Raw genomic sequence first — 16,944 nt, forward strand, 5'->3', positions numbered from 1 at the left:
CGCCGAGAAAAGGGCATGCGCATGAGCAATATCTGGGCGCCGCTCGCCAAGGCGATCACCGCCACCGGCACGGACAGGCATGTCGACTGCCTGATCGACCTGATCGGTGCTGATATCGAGCACGACCTCGTCACCGTGACGCGCTATTCGGCGACGCAGACACCGGAGTTCATCAAGCACCGGCGCTTCTCGGACGAGATGGTGCAGCGCTATCTAGCCAGCTACTATGTCTTCGATCCGTTCTATGCGTCGTGGCGTCGCGAGCGGCGACTTGGCATTATGCCGTTGAAGCGGCTCGCTGATGATGAGGCCAAGCGCGGCCAGTACATAGCCGGCTTTCTCGCCCAGTCGGAGATCTGCGACGAAGTGGGCATCATGCTGGCGGATGGCGGCGACTGGTGCCTCGGCATCTTCCTCGACCGCTCGACCGCCTCATTCAAGGACAACGAAATAGCCCAATTGGAAGAGCGGTTGCCGGTGTTCGAGGCCCTGCACGCGCTCGATATAACCGCGCGGGGAACCGAGTTTTCGCGCACGTCGGCGCCGACAGGCCCCGGCGCCTCTCCCCGGCAAGAGCCGACCATCCCGGCGAGCCTGTGGCCGGAGCTGTCGCTGCGCGAGCGGGAACTTGTGCAGTTGATCCTCGCCGGTCATCCGACGGCCAACATCGCCGAACGTCTCGGGATCACCGTCGGCACTGTCAAGAACCATCGCCGGCGGATCTATGAGAAGCTCGACATCACGACTGAGCGGGAGCTGTTCCTGCAGTTCTTCCAGCATCGGACGGATCGATAATAGTCGGACGTCTCCCGATCCGCCATGCAAACGGCTGATTATATCAGACGAGTCACAGCTCTCACCGCAATCTGGCATTCCGTTTTCAAGACCGAAGCGCCTACCGATCGCCTCAAAATTCCTCTTGCGGAACCGCGCCGTCCCGGCTTAGTCTCGGCACGGTGTCAGAAAATGAAATTTAATTCCATTTATATGGCACCCGCGCATATTCCCTGGGAGGGCTGCGGCAGGCATGAAGGTTGAGATAGCGCTTCAATCGTTGAGAAAATATTTGATATATCATCTACCAGAACGGAAGTAGCTGAAATGGTCCAGCAGACATCAATCCAGCCATCGGCGCCCTGGTTGCGGCTGGACGTCGACGAATCGGATTGGAACGCAGCCGAGGGTTCGAGTCTCGTGCGCTGGTACCACCAGATGCTGCTGATCCGCCGTTTCGAGGAAAAGGTGCTCGACCTCGCCAATGCCGGGCTGGTGCATGGACCCGCACATGCCAGCATCGGGCAAGAGGCGACGGCGGTCGGCGCCATGTCGGTTCTGGGAACCGGCGACCGCATCAACGGCACCCACCGCGCCCACCATCAGGTGCTGGCCAAGCTGGTCAACGCACAGACGCCGACGGGTTTCGACCCGCTGCACGACGCTTTCAATCCGGACATGCAGGGCTCGGTGCGTGGTCTCATGGCGGAGATCATGGGTCTCAATGTCGGCTATTGCGGCGGGCGGGGCGGCTCGATGCATATGCGCGACGACGCCTCCGGCATTCCAGGCACCAGCGCCATCATCGGCGGCAACCTGCCCCATGCGGCGGGCTATGCGCTGGCCGACAAGCTGCTCGGCACCGGCAACATCTCCGTCGCCTTCTTCGGCGACGGGACAATGATGGCGGGGCCAGCCTATGAAGCGATGAACATCGCGGCACTCTACCGGCTGCCGGTGATCTTCTTTGCCGAAAATAATTTCTATGCCGTCTCCACCCATGTCAACGAACAGACGCGCGAGACGCGGCTGGCCTCGCGCGGCCCGATGCTGGGCTTTCGCGGCATCGAATGCGATGGCATGGATGTGGTGGCGGTCCATCACGCCATGCGCGAGGCGCGCCGGACGATCGAGGAAGACGGTGGCCCGGTGCTGGTCGAGGCGCTCTGCTATCGCTTCCTGCATCAGAGCGGCGCCCGCCCGGGCAGCGAGTTCGGCTACCGCACGCGCGCCGAGGAAGACGCCTGGAAGGCGCGCGACCCGCTCGTCACAATGGCGGCACGCCTCAAGGCGATGGGCATTCTCGATGCCGCCGACTTCCCCACGCTCGACCAGCGTGTCATGGAGGTGGTCAACACCGCCGCCGACTCGTTGACCGAGATGAGCGGCAACGCCCTGCGTATTCCCGACCATCTGTGGCCGAACGCCGATGAGGTCGACAACCAGATACGCGGCGATCTCTCGGAACTGAAGGATGAGCGTTTCCTTGAGATCGAGGACGTCCCGTCGGCCGAGACCAAACCAGTCAAGTTCATGGTCGCCGCGTCCGAGGTGATTGCCCGCGCCATGGAGCAGGACCCGCGCATCATCATCATGGGCGAGGATGTGCACCGCCTGCGCGGCGGCGTCTCCGGCGCCACCAAGGGCGCGCTGGAGCGCTGGCCGGAGCGCGTTCTGGCGATGCCTATCGCCGAGAACGGTTTTGTCGGCGTGGCGTTGGGTGCAGCACTGTGCGGCCTGCGGCCGATCGTCGAGATCATGTTCGGCGACTTCTGCCTGGTCGCCGCCGACCAGCTTTTCAATGCGGTGAGCAAGGTGCGGCACATGTTCGGCGGCGGTTTCCCGGTGCCGATCGTGGTCAGGGTCCGCGTCTCGCCGCACACCGGCTATGGCTCGCAGCATTCCGGCGATCCATCGGGCTTGTTCGCGCTCTATCCCGGCTGGCGCATCGTCGCGCCGACGACGCCCTTCGACTATATCGGCCTGATGAATTCGGCCTTGAAATGCGACGACCCGGTCGTTGTCATCGAACATGTCGAACTGTTTCCCAGCGAAGGCCCCGTTCCCACCGACGACCGCGACTATTGCGTGCGGCTGGGCAAGGCAAAGATCGTCAGGCAGGGCGGCGCCTGCACGCTGCTCACCAGCGCCAGCATGGTTGCCGTCGCCAGGCAGGTCGTCGAGGAGACCTGCGTGGATGCTGAGATCATTGACCTGCGCAGCCTCGACCCGACCGGGCTCGACTGGCCACTGGTGGAAGCCTCGATCCGCAAGACCAACCGCGTCGCCATCGTCGAACAGGTGCAACGCGGCCTGTCGCTCGGCGGAGGACTGACGCAGGAGATTCAGGACCGCGTGTTCGACTATCTCGACCACGAGATCCTGCATGTGGCGGGGAGCCTTTCGGCGCCCGTCGTATCGGCCCCGCTCAACCGGGCCGCACTGGGCGGCGCTGACAAGATCAAGGCCGCGCTTCGATCCCTCACCGGTGTGAGCGGATAGAGCTAACATATTGCCACAACGATCCTACAAGAAAATGGGAGAATGAAGAACATGACGATCCTATCAAAAACCAAGACCCGAGCGACCATCCTGGCGGCCGCACTGCTGGCGACCAGCACTTTTTGGGCACCCGCCGCCTTCGCGCAGGACAGCAAGCCGCTGGTCATCGCGCGCAACATCGACCTCAACTCGCTCGATCCGCACCGCGCTTTCTGCGACACCTGCCAGATCTACAATTCGAGCGTCTATGAATCGCTGCTGACGCTGGACAAGGACAACAAGCTGATCCCGCTCCTGGCCTCCAAGTGGGAAGGGAATGCCGACCAGACCAGCTTCACCTTCACGCTCGACCCGGCCGCAAAATTCTCCGACGGTTCGCCGGTCGAGGCCAAGGACGTGAAATGGTCCTGGGAGCGCCTGAAGAACCTCAAGGGCAGTTCCTCGTTCCTGATGGACAATGTCGCCTCGATAGAGACACCGGACGCACACACGGTCGTCGTCAAGATGGTCGCGCCATCATCGGAATTCCTCAACATCGCGGCGGCGCCCTATACGGCGATCGTCAACAGCAAGGTCGCTGCCGAAGCCGGCGCGAAGGCGGATGGCGATGCCTCGACGACGGACAATGCCGAAGCCTGGTTCCTGCAGCATTCGGCAGGCAGCGCGCCGTTCGTGCTGAAGTCCTATGAGCCCAATTCGGAGCTGCGCCTGGCGCGCAACGACAAGTACTGGCGCAAGGCGCCGGCGCTGAGCGAAGTCGTGATCCGCCAGACCAAGGACGCGGTGGCGCAGGCGCAGATGCTGCAGAGCGGCACGGCCGACATCGCCATGCAGATCGACCCGGATACGGCCAAGACGATGACGGGCAGCGACATCAAGATCGAGACCGTTCCTTCCTACAACTTCATCTATGTGGCGCTGTCGCCCGGCGCCAAGGCCAACAAGGTGCCGCTGACGGCGGAGGTGCGCGAAGCGATCTCGCTCGGTCTCGACCGTCCGAGCATCCTCGACTTCACCATCGGCGACCAGGGCCAGCTGATCAGCGCGCCGATCCCGATCGGTTTTCCGGGCGGTTCGGGTTTCGAGGCGCAGCCCTATGATGTCGCCAAGGCGAAGGAATTGCTGGCCAAGGCCGGGCATGCCGACGGCTTCGAGATGGAAGCGGCTTTCCCAGGCATGAACGTCTATGGCGTCGACCTGTCGCTGCTGATGCAGAAGGTCCAGCAGGACCTGGCCAAGATCAACATCAAGCTCGACCTGCAGCCGATCCCCTTCGCCAACTGGCGCGAACGCGTCAATGGCGACGGCATTCCGATGACGGCGGTGTTCTATGCGCCGGACTATTACGGCACGTCGCAGTACATCGAGTATTTCGGCATGACCAAGGGCAGCCCCTGGGCACGTCGCGCCGGCGCGGAGCGCGAGCCCTCGGTGCTCAACCCGAAGGAATCCGAACTCTACAAGTCGGCGCTTGCGGCGAGCGGCGACGAAGCCGCCAAGCTCTGGCACCAGGCCGGCGAGGAAATGATCAAGGACAGGGTCATCCTGCCGCTGGTCAGCCCGAACTTGATCCTGGCCTACAAGTCGGACGTCAAGGGCGTGCGCTACAGCGCCTGCTGCAACCTGCCGCTGGCCGAGATCAGCCACTGAGCGAAGAAATGACAGGGAGGCGGCTAGCCGCCTCCCTGTTCCCCATGACGGAAGATCCACCAAATCCTGTTCTTCCAACATCCATTTCAATATATGATATATCAACGAGCGGAGACCCTGCGATGCCTTCCCTGATCAACTCCAAGGACCAGCTGCTGCGCGAGCGCGCGGCTTCGGTCATTCCGGGCGGCATGTGGGGCCATATGGCCACGCGTTATCTTGGCTCCGCCTATCCTCAGTTCTTCGAGCGTGCCGACGGCTGCCGGATCTGGGATGTCGACGGGCGCGAATACATCGACCTGATGTGCAGCTGGGGCCCGAACATCCTAGGGCATCACCACAAGGCCGTCGAGGAAGCAGCCGAACGCCAGCGCCGTCTCGGTGACGCCATGAACGGACCGGGCGAAGTGCTGGTCGAACTGGCCGAACTGCTGGTCAAGACCGTAGCACATGCCGACTGGGCCATGCTGCAGAAGAACGGCACCGACGCCACGACGGCTTGCGTGACGATCGCGCGTGCCGGCACCGGCCGGCGCAAGGTGCTGGTCGCGCGCGGCTCCTATCATGGCGCCGTGCCGTGGTGCACGCCCTCGCTCGCCGGAGTCATCACTGAGGACCGCGCCCATCTCATCCATTTCGACTACAACGACGTCACCAGCCTGGAGGCCGCGGTCGAGCTGGCCGGCAACGACCTCGCTGCTGTCGTCGTCACCGCCTTCCGGCACGACATTGCCCGCGACCAGGAACTGCCGACCGCCGCTTTCGCCAAGCGGGCGCGGGAACTCACCACCGCCGCCGATGCGGCGCTGATCGTCGACGATGTGCGGGCCGGGTTCCGCATCGATCTCGCCGGCAGCTGGGAGCCGCTGGGCGTGCGCCCGGACCTGTCCGCCTTCTCCAAGGCGATCGCCAACGGCTATCCGCTCGCCGCCATCACAGGCACGGATCGGTTCCGCGAAGCCGCGACAAAAGTCTATGTGACGGGTTCGTTCTGGTATGGCGCGGTTTCCATGGCGGCGGCGATCGCCACCATCAAGACGTTGCGCGACACCAATGCGATCGCCAGCATGAATGCAGCAGGCGACAGGCTGCGCTCAGGCTTGGACGCCACCGCCAGCAAGCATGGACTCTCGCTTCGCCAGACCGGCCCGGTGTCGATGCCGATGGTGCTGTTCGACGGCGATGCGGAATTCAAGAAAGCCGATGCCTTCTGCTCGGCAGCCTTGCGCGAGGGCGCCTATTTCCACCCCAAGCACAACATGTTTCTCAGCGCAGCTCACACCGACCGTGATATCGACCTGGCGCTTCAGGCCGCCGATGCCGGCATGGCCGCGGCGGCGCAGGTGGCGTGAAACGACGCCGATGTGTTTGAAGAGGACAGTCCGTTCAGCCGGCCGCCGACACCAGACGGCCGTTCTGCGCCGCGCGGCGCAGTTCCTCCGGCGTGACCGCACCGTCGTTCAGCCGCTCGAGAACCTTGACCAGCAGGCGGCCGCCTTCGATCATGTCCTGCTGAATACCCTTGCGCACGCCATTCTCGTCGCGCGCCCGCAGCGCGTCGAGGATGTCGAGGTGCCGGTGGCGCCCGTCATAGGTCGGCCTGGCGTGCGGGTATTGGTAATTGACCAGCGGGCCGTTGCGCAGCCAGATCCCCTCGATGATCGCCAGCAGTTCCGGCATGCCGGCGGCCTGATAAATCGAGTGGTGGAATTCCCAATTGTCGCGGACGGCTTCGAACCAGCGGCCATTGTCCTCGTTGGCGATCAGCTTCTCATGCACCGCGGCCAGGCGATCGATTTCGCGCGGCTCGATGCGCGTGGTCGCCGCCGCGCCCGCCATGCCTTCGAGGTGCAGCCTTATGCTGCGCAGCTCAAGATATTGGGCGAGCGAGAGCTGGGCGACGGTGATCGAACGTCCGGCCTCCATCTCCAGGCCCTTCTCACGCACCAACTGCATCAGCGCCTCGCGCACCGGCGTTTCGGACACATCGAGGCTGGCGGCGAGGTCACGAATCTTGAAGCGATGGCCCGGCCAGAAACGGCCTTCCATCATGGCGCGGCGAAGCTCTTCGTAGACGCGGGTCGTCAGGTTGTCGCGCGCGATCGGCGCGATGGAAGCAGTCACATCGAGTCTCCGTCCTTGCAGGGGCGCAGGCGTCGCCTGCGTCGAGCGGGCTGTGTATATGATATCACGAACAGACTGGCCATCGACATCGGACACGCAAAAATGAAGCAAAGCGCATGACCGCGTCGATGAATTCCCTGTTGTTCGGCGCCATAGCCGACGATCTGACCGGCGGCACCGAGCTGACGTCCATGCTGGTGGCCAGAGGCATTCCAACGGGATGCACGGTTGGGCTCAATGCCCCGATCCCGTCGGGCAATCTGGCTCATGTGATCCTCTTGAAGACGCGCGTCATCGCGGCCGGCGACGCGGTGCGCCAGGTCCTGGAGGCCGCCGATCGGCTGGTCGAGGCCGGTGCACGGCAGATTTTCTTCAAATACTGCGCCACGTTCGATTCCACGCCGGCCGGCAATATCGGTCCCTGCGCCGAGGCACTGCTGGAACGGCTTGGTGGCGGCGTCACGCTGTTCACACCGGCTCTGTGCGAGACCGGACGTACCGTCTATCAAGGACACATGTTCGGTGGCGCCCAATTGCTGGGTGAATCGCCCAAGCGGTTCGATCCGCTGACACCGATGACCGATTCCAATCTGGTGCGCGTGCTGCAGGCGCAGAGCAAGGGCAAGGTCGGGCTGGTGCCCTATCTCACCGTCGATGCCGGCGCCAAGGCGATCCGCAATGCCATGCGCGAGCAGAGCGCGCGCGGCGAGACATTGCTTGTCACCGACACGATCCGCGAGCGCGACTTGGTGGCCATCGCGGAAGCCACCTTCGACCTGCCTGTCATGACCGGCAACTCCTCGGTAACCGCGCATCTGCCGCCGGCCTGGCTGGCGCATGGACTGCTGAAGTCCGACAATCTCGTCGCCGCCAGCCTGCCGGCTGTCGAAGGACCGGCGGCGGTCCTGGCCGGTAGCGTCGCCGACCGCACCATCGAACAGCTTGAACGTTTCGCTGGAAATAACCCATCGCTGACGATCGACCTCGCCAGTGCCTTTGCCGGCAAGGATGTCGTGATCGAGGCGCGTGCCTTTGCCGAGCGGTATTTGCCCGGTGCGATGATCGCCATTGCCACAACGGCGCCGCAGCAAACAGTCGAAGCGCTGCAGCACGCATATGGCCGCGACGCGGTAGCGGCAAGGGCGGAAGAGATACTGGCCGGGATTGCACAGATTCTGGTGCGCGATCTCGGCGTGCGGCGGTTGGTCGTTGCCGGCGGCGAGACGGCCGGTTCGGTGGTCAAGGCGCTCGGCATCACCCGGATCGAGATGGGCGCCTATGAAGGGCCCGGACTGTCGCGCGCCATCGCCCATCTGCCCGGCCTGTCCGATGATCCGCTGGCGCTGATGCTGAAATCGGGAAAGCTCGGTGGCCCCGACATTTTCGCCGACGTTCTGCAAGACATGACACGGGCCACCACCATCGCGCCGGCAATCGACACATGGCCTCCGGTAAGGCCGGCCATTGAGCCAAGGAAGACATCTTAATGGATACCGAGACCGCACGCGCAAAACTGATCGCCGCGACGGAGACGCTGGACGCCAGCGGGATGAATGTCGGCACCACCGGCAATATCAGCGTGCGCACGGCAAGCGGCATGCTGATCACGCCGACGGGAATAGCCACAAGCGCCCTGCGGCCGGAGCAGATGGTGGCGATGCAGTTCGATGGCTCCTGGGAAGGCGCTTTCCGGCCGTCTAGTGAATGGGAGATGCACGCGGAGATCTACAGGGCTTTCCCGGAGGCGGGCGCCGTGGTGCATGCCCATCCCGACCATTGCGTGGCACTGTCTTGCCTGCGCGAAGGACTGCCGCTGTTCCACTACATGGTCGCGGGCTTTGGCGGCGACGACGTGCGCTGCTCGGACTACGGGCTGTTCGCGTCCAGCGAACTTGCCAAGGTAGCCGTTACCGCACTGGAGGACCGAACCGCCTGCCTGCTTGCCAACCATGGCATGATCGCCTTTGGCGGCGATCTCGATACCGCGCTTATCCGCACCATCAAGCTCGAAACGCTGGCGCGGCAATACCTTCTCGCGCGCAGCGCAGGCACGCCCGTTTTGATCGAGGGCCGTGAACTCGCCGCCATTCGCGGCCGCTACAAGACCTACGGCCAGCAGAAATAGCCAGATCTGCTCAGTCGACCTGCAGGTGCGAGACGAACTTGTTGTTGAGATAGCTTTCCAGAGCGTCGGCGCCGCCCTCGGTGCCGTTGCCGGAATCGTTGATGCCGCCGAACGGCACCTCCGGCAGCGCCAGGCCATAATGGTTGATCGACACCATGCCGCTGGCTATGCCCGACGACATCTTCGCGGCACTTGCCGATGAACGGGTAAAGCCATAGGCGGCAAGCCCGTAGTTCAGCCGGTTGGCCTCGGCCAGGGCTTCGTGCAGCCCGCTCACCGGCGTCATCAGCGCCAGCGGGCCGAACGGTTCTTCGTTCATTGCACGGGCGTCGGAGCCGACGCCCGACAGGATGGTCGGCTCGAAGAAATAGCCGGAGTTGCCGATGCGCTTGCCGCCGGTGACCAGCTCGGCGCCTTTCTGCACGGCGTCATGGACCAGTTCCTCCATCGCCTGCACCCGGCGTGGATTGGCGAGGGGACCCATGGTGGTGCCTTCGGCCATACCATCGCCGACCTTGATCTGGCTGACAGCCTCGGCGAAGCGGCCGACGAAATCATCATAGACGGCGTGGTCGACGAGGAAGCGCGTCGGCGCGACGCAGATCTGGCCGGCATTGCGGAATTTCGACGCCACCATCGAGCGCGCGGCGCGGTCGAGATCGGCGTCGGGCAAGACGATGACCGGCGCATGGCCGCCAAGTTCCATCGTCGCCCGCTTCATGTGCAGGCCGGCAAGGGACGCCAGCTGCTTGCCGACCGGCGTCGAGCCGGTGAAGGAGATCTTGCGGATCACCGGATGCGGAATGAGATAGGCGGAGATTTCCGCTGGCGTGCCGTAGACGAGTTGCACGACCCCGTTGGGCAGGCCGGCATCGATGAAGGCGCGCACCAGTTCGGCTGGCGAGGCCGGCGTTTCCTCGGGCCCCTTGATGATGATCGAACAGCCGGCGGCAAGTGCGGCCGACAATTTGCGGACCGCCTGGTTAAGCGGAAAATTCCACGGCGTGAAGGCGGCCACAGGGCCGACAGGCTCCTTGACCACCGACTGGCTGACGCCTTCAAGTCGGGCCGGCACGATGCGGCCGTAGCTGCGCCGCGCCTCTTCGGCGAACCAGTCGATGATGTCGGCGGCGGCAAAGGCCTCCATTCGCGACTCGGCGATCGGCTTGCCCTGCTCCAGCGTCATCAGCGTGGCGATATGCTCGTTGCGCTCGCGCAGGATGTTGGCGGCCTTGCGCATCAGCTTGGAACGATCGAAGGGCGACACGCGCCGCCATGCGTCGAAGCCCTTTGCCGCCGAAGCCAGTGCCTCGTCGAGATCGTCGATGCCGGCATGCGCGAGCGTGCCAAGCTCAGCTTCCGTTGCCGGATTGACGACGGGCATGGTCCGTCCGCCGCGTGCCGGACGCCACGAGCCATCTATGTGAAGGAGAACGTCGGGATACATGTCAGGCTCCGTAAAGGTCAGGCGGTAACAGGTTCAGCGGGGCTGTAGATGCCGATGGCGCCCGTGTCGATCAGGTCGCGAATGCTGTCGGCGCTGTAGCCGAGCACGTCAGTCAGCACCGTCTCGGTGTCCTGACCCAGCATGGGCGGAGCGGTGAAATCCGCCGTCAATTGCGCGGCAAGGCCCTGCGCCGGACGAACCATGGCGACCGAGCCCAGATGCGGATGCGGCAAGGTCTGGACGAGGCCACGCTCACGCACATTGGGACTGTCGAAGACCTCCGGGATCGACTTCACCACGCCGGCCGGCACGCTGGCCGCCGCACATGCCGCCATCCAGTGGTCGCGCGTCCCAGTCCTGAAGACCGCAGCGAGCTGCGGGATCAATTCCTCGCGGTTGGTGGCGCGAGCGCCTGCCTTGATGAAGCGCGAATCCCCCGCCAGTTGCGGCAGACCGACCACCTTTTCGCACAGCGCCGCGAATTGCCGGTCATTGCCGACGGCCAGCGCGAAACGGCCGTCCGAAGTCTCGAATATCTGATAGGGCACCACCGTCGGATGCGCATTGCCGTAGCGGGCGACCTCGCGGCCGGTGTTGAGGTAGCCGCTGCCGACATTGATCAGGAGGCTCAGCGCGCAATCGATCAGCGACAGGTCGAGGAACTGGCCCTTGCCGGTCGTCATGCGTTCGTAGAGTGCCGCCAGGATCGACTGCGTCGCGACCATGCCGCAGACCACGTCGGTGATGGCGACGCCAACGCGCATCGGCTCGCCGCCGCTCTCGCCGGTAATCGCCATCAGGCCGCTTTCGGCCTGCATGACGAAATCATAGCCAGGACGGTTCGCATCGGGGCCGGTCTGGCCGTAGCCGGAGATCGAGCAGTAGATCAGTCGCGGATTGGACGCGCTGAGTTCCTTATAACCAACGCCGAGCCGGTCCGCGGTACCGGCACGGAAATTCTCGACGACGACATCGGCCTTCGCCGCCAGTTCGCGCACGATCGCCAGGCCCTGCGGGCTCTTCATGTCGAGCGCGATGCTCTGCTTGCCGCGATTGGCGGACAGGTAGTAGGTGCTGATGCCCTTGTAGCTCGGCACCGACCACGCCCTGGTGTCGTCGCCGCCATCGATGTTCTCGATCTTCCAGACCTCGGCGCCGAGATCGGCAAGGCTCATCGTCGCCCACGGGCCGGCGAGAACGCGTGAAAGGTCGAGCACCTTGATGCCTTCGAGCGGCAGGCGCTGGCGGCCTGCCACGGCGGCATCGACGGGACAGTCTTCAGTCACAATCAAATTCCTTCGCGGGTCATTGCGGAAGTTGCCTGTCAGGCGGCGCTGAAGGCGTTCACCGGTTCGGGGAAATGACAGGCGACACGGTGCGCGCCGCCAGCGGGGTCGAGCGGCGGTTCGACGGAGGCGCAGATCGCCTGCGCCTTGAAGCAGCGTGTGCGGAAGCGGCAGCCGGAGGGCGGATTGAGCGGGCTCGGCACGTCGCCGGTCAGCACGATCCGCTGTCGCTTGCGCTCTTTTTCGGGATTGGCCAGCGGCACGGCCGACAGAAGCGCCTGGGTGTAGGGATGCAACGCCTTGGCGTAGAGCTCGCCCGCCGGCGCGATCTCGACGATCTTGCCGAGATACATCACCGCGACATGGTGCGAGATGTGGCGCACGACCGAAAGATCGTGCGCGATGAACAGATAGGATGTGCCAAAGGACTGCTGGATATCCTTGAGCAGGTTGAGCACGCCGGCCTGCACGGAGACGTCGAGCGCCGATACCGGCTCGTCGAGGATCACCACTTTCGGGTTGAGAGCGAGCGCGCGGGCGATGACGACGCGCTGGCGCTGGCCGCCGGAAAGCTCGTGCGGATAGCGCCTGCCGTGCTCGGGATTGAGCCGCACCAGTTCGAGCAGTTCGGCGACGCGCGCGCGGCGGTCGGCCGACGACATGTCGCTCATGCGCAGCGGCTCGGCGATGTTGTCGGCAATGCGCATGCGCGGATGCAGCGAACCGTAGGGGTCCTGGAAGACTAGCTGGATATAGCGCCGCATCAGGCGCATGTCCTCGTGATTGAGCGCCAAAAGGTTCTGGCCACGGAACCAGCTTTCGCCGCTGGTCGGCTCGATCAATCGCATCAGGCAGCGCCCGAGGGTCGACTTGCCGCAACCGGATTCGCCGACAAGGCCCAGTGTCTCTCCTGGCGCGAGGTCGAACGAGACATCGGCGACGGCGCGCACCTGGGCGACCGCGCGATCGAAGATAAGGCCGCCGCGAACCGGAAAATCCTTGACGAGATGGCGAACCGACAGCGCGGGCGCCTGCGCCGGCACCGCTTCGGTCTTGTGTTCTGCTGCCGCGTTCATGGGACCACGCTTCCGGTATCCATGCCCGCCGCCGCCAGCGAAGCGCTATGGAACGGCGGCAAGGTCGTCGCGAAATGACAGGCGGAGAACCTGCCACCAATATCGAGCAGCGGTGGGTCCTCGGTCCGGCAGCGTCCCTCGGAATAGATGCAGCGCGGGTGAAAGGCGCAACCGCCCGGCAAGCGGCCGAGCGCCGGCGGGGAGCCTTCGATCGAAAACAGCCGCTCGCGGCTTTCCTCCAGATTGGGGATCGAGGCGATGAGACCGCGCGTATAGGGGTGGCGCGGGTCGGCGAACAGTTCCGACACCGTCGCCTGCTCGACGACGCGGCCGGAATAGACGACCGCGACGCGGTCTGCATGGCCAGCGACGACGCCGAGATCGTGGGTGATCAGCACAAGGCCGAGGCCGAGCCGCTCCTGCAGCGAGCGCAACACGGCCAGGATCTGCGCCTGCACCGTGACGTCGAGTGCTGTCGTCGGTTCGTCGGCGATCAACAGGTCCGGGTCGTTGGCGACGGCCATGGCGATGACCGCGCGCTGGCGCATGCCACCGGAGAATTCATGCGGATACTGGTTGACCCGGCGCTCCGGCTGCGGGATCGCCACAAGGGCGAGCAGTTCGACGGCGCGCGCCATGGCCTGCTTGCGCGTTACCCGCTGATGCAGCCTGACCGCTTCGGCGATCTGCGCGCCGACGGTCATCACCGGGTTCAGCGAGGACAGCGGATCCTGGAAGATCATGGCGATACGCGCGCCCCTGATCTTGCGCATCTCGCGCGACGACTTGCCGACCAGCTCGTCGCCGTTGAAGCGCACGGAGCCGGTGACCACGGCATTCTTCGACGTCAGGCCCAGAGCGGCAAGCATGCCCACCGACTTGCCCGAACCGGATTCGCCAACGATGCCGAGAACCTCGCCCTTGGCCACGTCGAGATCGATGCCGCGCACCGCCTCGAACTGGTTGCCCGCGCGCCGGAACCCGACCCGCAGGCCCCGAATGGACAAAAGCGGTGGTTGTTCGGCCGTCCCATTGGCGGGCGCCTTGCCCGCTGAAAGCTGTTGTACGCTCATCGTCTAGTCCGACCTCGGATCGAGAAAGTCGCGCAAGCCGTCACCGATGAAGTTGAAGCCGAGCACGATGGTGAGGATGGCGACGCCGGGGCCGAAGGCGATCCACCATTGATAGAAATGGACGGCACCATCGGAGATCATCGATCCCCATTCGGGCGTCGGTGGCGTGGCCCCAAGGCCAATGAAGCTCAACGATGCGGCAAGCAGCACGACCTGGCCTAGGTCCATCGTCGCGCTGATCAGGACTGGGGTCCAGCAGAGCGGCAGAATGTGTTTGAAGAGTACGCGATGCGGCCGGGCGCCAGCCGCGATAGCCGCCTCGACATGCTCACGCTCCTTCACTTCCAGAACCTGCGCGCGCATCAGCCGGGCGTAGACCGGCCACCAGACAAGCACCATGGCGATGGCTGCGTTGCCAAGGCCGGGACCCAGCGACGCCGCCACGGCCATGGCCAGCAGCATCGGCGGGAAGGACAAGGTCACGTCGACCAGCCGCATGATCACCGCACCTGTCAGGCCGCCGACGAAGCCGGAAATCGCACCGAGCAGCGAACCGATGACCACGGCCGAGACGACGACCAGAACCGCGATCGGCAGCGAATGCGCCGCCCCGTGCAAGGTGCGGGCCAGCACATCGCGACCGAGCGCATCCGTGCCCAGCCAATGCGCCCAGCTTGGCGGCTGCAGGCGGCGCGCGACCATTTCCAGCGGATCGAACTGCACGACGAGATTGGCGAACACGGTCATGAACAGCCAGAACAGGATGACCACCGTGCCGATGACCAACGGCGCGGTCAGCCATTCAGGGATAGCGGCGGAACGGGATTTTGTTACGACCGCGGACATCAGCTCAATCTCACGCGCGGGTTGGCCACGACATAGAGTATGTCGGTGATGAGGTTGGTGACGAGGAAAGCCAGGCCGCCAACGATGGTGACGCCGATGATGGCGGGGAAATCGAGCGCGCGCGCCGCCTCGACGGCATAGGAGCCCATGCCCGGCCAGGAGAAGATCGTCTCGGTCAGCACCGCGCCGGTGATCAGGTAGGCGAAGGAATAGCCGATGACCGTCAGCGTCGGCACCATGGTGTTACGCAGTGCGTGCACGATGACGACGCGGAACTCACCCGCGCCCTTGGCGCGCGCGGTAAGCACGAACTCCCGGCTCATCACATCCAGCATGTTGGCGCGCACCAGCCGCGATATGGTTCCCGACACCGTCCAGCCAAGCACGAAAGCCGGCAGCAGCAGATGCCAGAGCGCATCCTTGAACACGGTGAAATTGCCGGCCAGCAGCGAATCGATGGTCAGGAAGCCGGTGATGCCGGGCGGCAATGCCAGGCGAGCATCGACCCTGCCCGGCCCCGGCAGCCAGTTCAGCATGACGGAGAAGATGAACAGCAGGCCAAGTCCCGACCAGAAAACTGGAAGCGACGACCCGAACAGGGCGAAGAGCCGGGCGCCGTGATCGATTAGGCTGTTGCGGAAATAGGCAGCCAGAACGCCCAGCACGATGCCGAGCGTGGTGCCGAAGATCATCGCGGCGAAGACGAGTTCGAGCGTCGCGGGCAAGCGATAGAGAATGTCGGTGCCGACATTGCGCTTGGTGATGAACGATGTGCCGAGGTCGCCGCTCAGCAGATTGCCAAGATATATCATATAGCGTTCCGGCAGCGGACGATCGAGGCCCCAGCGGGCCTTTGCGGCGGCGACCACTTCGGGATTGCTCATCTGCTGTTCGGCGACAATGGCGGTCAGCGGATCGCCCTTGGTCACCGTGGTGATCAGGAAGGCGATGGTGACGATGCCGAGCACCAGAAACGGCATTGCGATAAGCCGGCGCAAAATATAGCGGGACACGTGGCTACCTTCACAAGGATGGGCTTCGTAAGATGGCACAAGGCACAGGCAGATGCCATCGATGGGGAGCATATTGACAGTCTGGGAAAGCCCCTGTCAATATAAATGGAATTTAATTTCATTTTTGATCATACTGTGCCGGCAGCACCGGCCCGACAGGCGAACACCCCCGCCAGAAAGATCCGCAGCGTGCGCAAGCGAGCGACCAGGGACGAGACGGAGCTCGACGGCGAAGGCACGCAGCTTTCCTCGTCGCTGGTGCGCGGACTGGGCATCTTGCGTGCCTTCCGGCCGGGCGACGTTTCGCTTGGCAACCAGGATATCATCGCACGCACCGGCCTGCCTAAAGCCACGGTATCGCGGATCACCTATACGCTGAGCGCGCTCGGCTACCTCCTATACGACAAGGATCTCGGCCGCTACAGCCTGGGACCGGCGACAGTGGCGCTCGGCTATTCGGCGCTGAGTTCCAGCGCGGTCGTGCATCTGGCACGGCCGCTGATGCAGCCGCTGGCTGACCTGACCGGAGCCGCTGTGGCGATAGGCACGCGCGACGGCCTCAATGGTCTATCTGGCCAATTGCCGCTCCGAGAGCCTTGTCACGCTGCGGCTCAATCCGGGCTCGTACCTACCTATATGGAAGACCTCGATGGGGCTGGCCTACACGGCAGGACTCTTGGACGAGGAGCGCGCCAACCTCGTACGGGCGCTGCAAGAAGCGGAACCCGACAAGGCGGCAATGATCACGGCGGCGATCGATGAAGCGATCGCCCAATATGCACGGCTTGGCTATGTCACGTCATTCGGCGCCTGGCACAGCTACATCCATGCGGTCGGCGTGCCCTTCCGTCCGCGCGATGGTTCGCCATTGGTCGCCATCACCTGTGGCGGCATCGGCGAGATCATCACCGAGGAACGCGCGCATGCCGAGATCGGACCGGCACTGGTGGCCATGGTAAAAGCACTGGGCGACCAGCTCGAGGGGAACGCGATCTAGGTCCGGCCTCGAAAGCGCCATTGGCAAAGCC

At 64.2% G+C, this 16,944-nt stretch carries 13 protein-coding genes and 1 pseudogene; 7 read left to right on the forward strand and 7 right to left on the reverse strand.

The window, feature by feature from the left end:
* The first annotated feature begins 15 nt into the window (after positions 1 to 15).
* The 4 genes from LGH82_RS15735 (at position 16) to LGH82_RS15750 (ending at position 6,278) form a co-directional block, all read left to right on the forward strand.
* Entirely contained in the window at positions 16 to 795 is a 780-nt protein-coding gene (locus LGH82_RS15735) for a helix-turn-helix domain-containing protein (RefSeq protein WP_227349332.1), read from the forward strand.
* Positions 796 to 1,101: 306 nt separating this feature from the next.
* The gene (locus LGH82_RS15740) at positions 1,102 to 3,276 is read left to right on the forward strand and encodes a thiamine pyrophosphate-dependent enzyme (protein ID WP_227349333.1); all 2,175 of its coding nucleotides are present in this window, start codon (positions 1,102 to 1,104) and stop codon (positions 3,274 to 3,276) included.
* 51 nt (positions 3,277 to 3,327) lie between these two features.
* A complete protein-coding gene (locus tag LGH82_RS15745) occupies positions 3,328 to 4,926 on the forward strand; it encodes an ABC transporter substrate-binding protein (RefSeq protein ID WP_227349334.1) in 1,599 nt (532 codons plus the stop codon).
* A 122-nt stretch (positions 4,927 to 5,048) separates the two neighbouring features.
* Positions 5,049 to 6,278: an aminotransferase class III-fold pyridoxal phosphate-dependent enzyme gene (locus LGH82_RS15750; protein ID WP_227349335.1), complete on the forward strand. Its 1,230-nt coding sequence runs from the start codon at positions 5,049 to 5,051 to the stop codon at positions 6,276 to 6,278.
* Between the two features lie 34 nt (positions 6,279 to 6,312).
* On the opposite strand, the gene LGH82_RS15755 is transcribed toward LGH82_RS15750, so the two are convergent.
* The gene (locus tag LGH82_RS15755; protein ID WP_227349336.1) at positions 6,313 to 7,050 is read right to left on the reverse strand and encodes a GntR family transcriptional regulator; all 738 of its coding nucleotides are present in this window, start codon (positions 7,048 to 7,050) and stop codon (positions 6,313 to 6,315) included.
* Between the two features lie 116 nt (positions 7,051 to 7,166).
* On the opposite strand from LGH82_RS15755, the gene otnK reads away from it, so the two are divergent.
* The gene (gene otnK / locus LGH82_RS15760) at positions 7,167 to 8,537 is read left to right on the forward strand and encodes a 3-oxo-tetronate kinase (RefSeq protein WP_227349337.1); all 1,371 of its coding nucleotides are present in this window, start codon (positions 7,167 to 7,169) and stop codon (positions 8,535 to 8,537) included.
* Positions 8,537 to 9,175: a class II aldolase/adducin family protein gene (locus LGH82_RS15765; RefSeq protein WP_227349338.1), complete on the forward strand. Its 639-nt coding sequence runs from the start codon at positions 8,537 to 8,539 to the stop codon at positions 9,173 to 9,175. Before otnK ends, LGH82_RS15765 begins: the two co-directional genes overlap by 1 nt.
* A 10-nt stretch (positions 9,176 to 9,185) precedes the next feature.
* On the opposite strand, the gene LGH82_RS15770 is transcribed toward LGH82_RS15765, so the two are convergent.
* Genes LGH82_RS15770 through LGH82_RS15795 form a run of 6 tightly spaced genes read right to left on the reverse strand, consistent with a single transcriptional unit; the run spans position 9,186 to position 15,916 of the window.
* Entirely contained in the window at positions 9,186 to 10,622 is a 1,437-nt protein-coding gene (locus LGH82_RS15770) for an NAD-dependent succinate-semialdehyde dehydrogenase (protein ID WP_227349339.1), read from the reverse strand.
* A 17-nt stretch (positions 10,623 to 10,639) separates the two neighbouring features.
* Complete coding sequence (locus tag LGH82_RS15775) at positions 10,640 to 11,908, reverse strand: CaiB/BaiF CoA transferase family protein (RefSeq protein WP_227349340.1); 1,269 nt, start codon at positions 11,906 to 11,908, stop codon at positions 10,640 to 10,642.
* A gap of 38 nt (positions 11,909 to 11,946) precedes the next feature.
* Positions 11,947 to 12,984: an ABC transporter ATP-binding protein gene (locus LGH82_RS15780; protein WP_227349341.1), complete on the reverse strand. Its 1,038-nt coding sequence runs from the start codon at positions 12,982 to 12,984 to the stop codon at positions 11,947 to 11,949.
* Positions 12,981 to 14,057 (reverse strand): ABC transporter ATP-binding protein, encoded by a 1,077-nt coding sequence (locus LGH82_RS15785; protein ID WP_227349342.1) that lies wholly within the window; start codon positions 14,055 to 14,057, stop codon positions 12,981 to 12,983. The genes LGH82_RS15780 and LGH82_RS15785 overlap by 4 nt, the downstream gene beginning before the upstream one ends.
* A gap of 3 nt (positions 14,058 to 14,060) precedes the next feature.
* Positions 14,061 to 14,903 (reverse strand): ABC transporter permease, encoded by an 843-nt coding sequence (locus LGH82_RS15790; RefSeq protein ID WP_227349343.1) that lies wholly within the window; start codon positions 14,901 to 14,903, stop codon positions 14,061 to 14,063.
* Positions 14,903 to 15,916 (reverse strand): ABC transporter permease, encoded by a 1,014-nt coding sequence (locus LGH82_RS15795; RefSeq protein WP_227349344.1) that lies wholly within the window; start codon positions 15,914 to 15,916, stop codon positions 14,903 to 14,905. Before LGH82_RS15795 ends, LGH82_RS15790 begins: the two co-directional genes overlap by 1 nt.
* A 189-nt stretch (positions 15,917 to 16,105) precedes the next feature.
* On the opposite strand from LGH82_RS15795, the pseudogene LGH82_RS15800 reads away from it, so the two are divergent.
* Positions 16,106 to 16,913: pseudogene (locus LGH82_RS15800) on the forward strand (IclR family transcriptional regulator).
* The last annotated feature ends 31 nt before the right edge of the window (positions 16,914 to 16,944 follow it).

Origin of the sequence: Mesorhizobium sp. PAMC28654, from assembly GCF_020616515.1 — a bacterium.
GTDB lineage: Bacteria > Pseudomonadota > Alphaproteobacteria > Rhizobiales > Rhizobiaceae > Mesorhizobium.